This window comes from Promicromonospora sp. NPDC060204 (assembly GCF_042728455.1).
In the GTDB taxonomy this organism is placed as follows: Bacteria; Actinomycetota; Actinomycetes; order Actinomycetales; family Cellulomonadaceae; genus Promicromonospora.
Window position 1 is genome coordinate 1 of sequence record NZ_JBHWZO010000376.1, and the last position, 4365, is coordinate 4365.

General features: G+C 74.5%; 5 protein-coding genes and 1 pseudogene. 4 read left to right on the forward strand and 2 right to left on the reverse strand.

All coding sequences use genetic code 11. The annotated features are described in order from the left end of the window. Nucleotides 1–329: pseudogene (locus ACFWEJ_RS27480) on the reverse strand (hypothetical protein); the annotation flags it as partial. 264 nt (nucleotides 330–593) lie between these two features. Between ACFWEJ_RS27480 and ACFWEJ_RS27485 the strand changes: the two are divergent. The 3 genes from ACFWEJ_RS27485 to ACFWEJ_RS27495 all read left to right on the forward strand — a co-directional run bounded on the left by ACFWEJ_RS27485 (nucleotide 594) and on the right by ACFWEJ_RS27495 (nucleotide 1842). Then, the gene (locus ACFWEJ_RS27485) at nucleotides 594–815 is read left to right on the forward strand and encodes a hypothetical protein (RefSeq protein ID WP_377232347.1); all 222 of its coding nucleotides are present in this window, start codon (nucleotides 594–596) and stop codon (nucleotides 813–815) included. 57 nt (nucleotides 816–872) lie between these two features. After that, on the forward strand, nucleotides 873–1283 hold the full coding sequence (locus ACFWEJ_RS27490; protein WP_377232348.1) for a nitroreductase family deazaflavin-dependent oxidoreductase: 411 nt from the start codon (nucleotides 873–875) through the stop codon (nucleotides 1281–1283). A gap of 97 nt (nucleotides 1284–1380) precedes the next feature. Then, nucleotides 1381–1842, forward strand: a complete 462-nt coding sequence (locus ACFWEJ_RS27495) for a hypothetical protein (protein ID WP_377232349.1) — start codon at nucleotides 1381–1383, stop codon at nucleotides 1840–1842. A gap of 76 nt (nucleotides 1843–1918) precedes the next feature. On the opposite strand, the gene ACFWEJ_RS27500 is transcribed toward ACFWEJ_RS27495, so the two are convergent. Then, nucleotides 1919–3406 carry an SDR family oxidoreductase gene (locus ACFWEJ_RS27500; RefSeq protein ID WP_377232350.1) on the reverse strand — a complete coding sequence of 496 codons (1488 nt, stop codon included), beginning with the start codon at nucleotides 3404–3406 and terminating at the stop codon, nucleotides 1919–1921. Between the two features lie 129 nt (nucleotides 3407–3535). Between ACFWEJ_RS27500 and ACFWEJ_RS27505 the strand changes: the two genes are divergently transcribed. After that, nucleotides 3536–4357, forward strand: a complete 822-nt coding sequence (locus tag ACFWEJ_RS27505; RefSeq protein WP_377232351.1) for a tryptophan-rich sensory protein — start codon at nucleotides 3536–3538, stop codon at nucleotides 4355–4357. Nucleotides 4358–4365: the final 8 nt, after the last annotated feature.

Here is a 4365-nt window from a genome sequence, read left to right on the forward strand (position 1 = left end):
GGGCCCCGCCGTCCGCCCTCGTGGTGGCCGCCGTGCGGGCCGCGGGGGCCGAAGCCCCCGGGACCGCCGGGGCCGAAGCCGCCGGGACCGAAGCCGCGCCGGCCCCGGGCGGGACGCTCGTCGGCGTCGTCGTAGTCGCGGTCGTCCGGCAGGCCGGGCCCGCCGGCCATCGCGAACGCGGGGCCGAAGCCCGGGCCGAACCCGGCGCCGTCGAACCGGGGGCTGCCGAACATCCGGCCGCCGAACCGGGCGCCCTCGAACGAGGGCAGGAAGTCACGGCCGCGGCCGCGTCGTCCGGAGTTCTGGGGGTTGTCGTCGTGGGTACGCATGGTGTGTCTCCTACGTGTCGCGGCGGGGCGAGGCGGTGCGCGATCGCGCACTACGGCGTCTCGTCAGACCCGCCGATCGGGAGCGTCTCCGCTCGACCGACGTTCTAAAGATAGATCAGAGATATATCGTTACGCAACCCCCGGCTTCCGGCGGGGGTCCCGCGGCCCCGTGGGTGCGAGTGCGCGGCGGCTCCCGTAGCGTCGAGAACCGGCCGGGCGCGCCGCGTCCGGCCGGGCATCTGGCGGATCGTGGAAGGAGCCGGTATGAGCGAGGGCGAGCACCAGAGCACGGCGGCGGACGGCGGTCCGGAGCCCCGGGACCACGTCGAGGTGTCGAAGGAGGACGCCGACCGTCTCAAGGCCGAGGCGGCGGGCGCCGCGGACACCGCGATCCCGGGCGAGGACCCGGCGGGGGAGGCGGTCCCGGGTGAGGACCCCGAGGACAACCCGGACCTGGAGGGCGACGAGCGGTTCGACGCGGGCTGACCTGGTCCGGGACCGCACCTGGCGGAATGTCGTCGGGCCTGTCGGCGTTGCCGCGGAATGGACTTCAACCAGCAGATCGTCGAAGCCTTCCGCGCCAACGGCGGCGAGGTCACCGAGCCCGTGCGGTTCGGAAAGGGGCTCGTGCTCGTGCACGTGCCGAGGAAGGACGGGAGCGTGCGGATCGCGCCGCTCGCCGCGATCCAGGACGACGGCGTCCGCTACGTGGTCGGCAGCGCCGGCGGTTCGCCCAGGAACCCGGCGTGGGTCTACGGGCTGCGGCGCGCCGAGGAGGTCGACATCGAGGTGCCGGGCGAGCCCGTCGTGACCGTCCGGGTCAAGGTCGAGGAGCTGGCGGGTGAGGAGCGCGACGCGATGTGGGCGCGCTTCAAGGAGTTCTCGAGCGGCTTCGCGGCCTACGAGCGGACGGCGGAGGGCCGCGCCTTCCCGATCTTCCGGCTGATCGGCTGATCCGCCGGCCCTGGGCTGCCCCTTGGACCAGCCAAATCGCGACTAATCCGCTTGGATGGGTGAATATCCCCGATCCGACGTCAAGGAGACCCGCGCGATGACCCAGGCAGCCCAGGTCGGCACCGTCTACCAGAACAGCCAGGAGCTCCTCGACGCCGACCTGCCGCACCTCAGCATCGCCCTGGACGCGAGCGGTTACGCCATCCAACGGGACCGGGACGGGAACTGGTACAGCGTGTCGTCCGTCGGCCCGTCCGACCTCGCGGGCGTCTACACCGTGATCCACCTGCCGGCCGAGCCGCTGCCCGGCACGTACGGGTCGGTCGTCATCACCGACAACGGCACGCCCTTCATGCGCCGCTGGGACGCCGCGACCGACGAGCGGTTCGGCGTCGAGCACTGGATCGGGCCCGACGGCGTCACCGTGACCGACGGCCGCCTGCGCCACCTCGGCATCGCCCGGGCCTGGGACGCGAGCGTGCCGGGCGGCACGTCGCGGCTCGGCGGCCGGCGCCGTCGCTCCCGCGCGGCCCCGGAGCGAGCCGAACCCGCAAGCTGACCCGGCGGACGCCGATCGCCGAGTCAGTCGGCTGGTGCACACCAACCCACTGACTCGGCGGACGCCGATCGCCGAGTCAGTCGGCTGGTCGCCCGTCCCCGGTGGCGGCGTGGGCCGCCGCGCGGGCGATGTTGCGCTGCATGCCGCCGAACACGATGCCGTGGAACGGGCTGATGGCCCACCAGTAGAGCTGCCCGGGCAGCCCGTGCGGCAGGAAGATCGCGCGCTGGCGGAACGTCGGCCGCTCGGCGGCCTCGTCCTCGACGGACAGCTCCAGCCAGGCCAGCCCGGGCAGGCGCATCTCGGCGCGCAGCCGCAGCAGCCGGCCGGGGACGATCTTCTCCACCCGCCACCAGTCGAGCGCGTCGCCGGGCGCGAGGCGGTGCGGGTGCCGGCGTCCGCGCCGCAGCCCGGGCCCGCCGAAGAGCCGGTCCATGGCGCCGCGCGCCACCCAGCCCAGGCGCCAGGAGTACCAGCCGTGGGCGCCGCCGATGCCCTCGATCACGGTCCACAGGGCCTCGCTCGTGGTGTCCACGCGGCTCGACCGGTCGTCCACCAGCAGGCTCCCGCCGGCCCAGTCCGGGTCGTCGGGCAGGGGGTCGGACGGCGCGCCGGGGGTCGAGGCGGACACCCAGCTCGTGCGCACGTCGAGGTCCCGGATCCGCGCCAGGGCGAGCCCCACCGCCCGGTCGAAGCCGGTCAGCCCCTCGGGCGGGTCGGGCACGTACTGCTTGATGTCGTCCTCCTGGGCCACGACCTCGTGCACGAGCGACCCCACCAGGGGCTTCGCGATGCCCGGCGGCACGGGTGTCACCAGGCCCACCCAGAGGCTGGCCAGCCGCGGCGTCAGCACGGGGACGGCGCGGATCACCCGCGGGCGCAGGCCGGCGACGGCGGCGTAGCGCTGCATCATCTCGCGGTAGGTGAGCACGTCGGGACCGCCGATGTCGAAGCCGCGGCTGACGTCCGCCGGGATCTCGGCGGCGCCGACCAGGTAGCGCAGCACGTCGCGCACCGCGATGGGCTGGATGCGGTTGTTGATCCAGCGCGGCGCGACCATGGCCGGGAGCCGCTCGGTGAGGTAGCGCATCATCTCGAACGACGCGCTGCCGGAGCCGAGGATCACGGCGGCGCGCAGCACGATCGTCGGCGCGCCGCCGTCGAGCAGGATCTCCTCGACCTCGCGGCGCGACTCCAGGTGGGGCGAGAGCCGTTCGCCCTCGGGGTAGAGGCCGCCCAGGTAGACCACGCGCCCGACGTCGACCTCCCGGGCCACGACCGCGAAGCCGCGGGCGGTGGCGCGGTCGCGCTCGGCGAACCCGGGGCCGGCCCCGAGCGCGTGGATCAGGTAGTAGGCGACGTCGACGCCGTCGAGGGCCCGGCGCAGGTCGCCGCGGGAGGTGGCGTCGCCCTCGACGACCTCGACGTCGCCGGACCACTCGCGCGAGGCGATCCGCTCGGGGTGGCGGGCGAGCACGCGCACGTCGTGCCCGGCGGCGAGCAGCTCGGGCACGAGCCGCCCCCCGATGTACCCGGTGGCTCCGGTCACGAGGACGTGGGACATGGGACGACACCAACCTTTCCGCAAAACAGGAAGCCGAGCGATTTACTAGATAGGCTAGGCATATTCGCCGGGCGGTTGCCTGCTGGGGCAGGTACGGGGGGCCGCCCGGCCCTTCCCGAGGAGGCCTCCATGGCACAGGGCGCGCCGCGCGACACATCGCGCGACCGGTTGCAGCAGATCGTCGTCACCGTCAGCTTCGTGGTCTGCGTCATCGGTTCCATGATCGGTGTCGGCGTGTTCGGCGGCACGTCCGTCAACGCGGCGGCCGGGGGAGCGCTGGACACGGACGCCACGCTGCTCGCGCCGGCGTCCGCCGCGTTCTCGGTGTGGACCGTGGTCTACCTCGGGCTCGCCGGGTACACGGTGCTCCAGTGGTTCCCGGCCCCCACGCCGGAGGCGCAGGCGCGGCAGCGGCGCCTGCGCCTGCCGGTCGCCGGGACCATGCTGCTGAACGCGGCGTGGATCCTGGTGGTCCAGGCCGGGTGGCTCTGGGTGAGCGTGCTCGTCATCGCGGCGCTGCTCACGCTGCTCGTCCGGGTCTTCCTGATCCTGCTCGCCACCCGCGCGCACGGGGTGCTCGACCGGGTGCTGGTCGACGGCGTGCTCGGCATCTACCTCGGCTGGGTCTGCGTGGCCACGGCCGCCAACATCGCCGCGGCGCTGACCAGCGCCGGGTTCGACGGCGCGGGACTCGCCGCGGACTGGTGGGCCGTCGGCGTCCTCGCGGTGGTCGGCGTGATCGGCGTCGTCCTGGCCGTGCGGGGGAACGGGCCCGTGGCGGTGGCCCTGGCCATCGCGTGGGGCCTGTCCTGGATCGCCGTCGAGCGGTGGGACGGCACGCCGTACTCGGCCCCGACGGCCGCCGCGGCGCTCGCGGCCGCCGTGGCCGTGCTCGGCGTGACCGCCGTCGTCCGCGTGCGCGCGGTCGCCCGGGCGGGAGCCTCGGCCTAGCGAGGCCC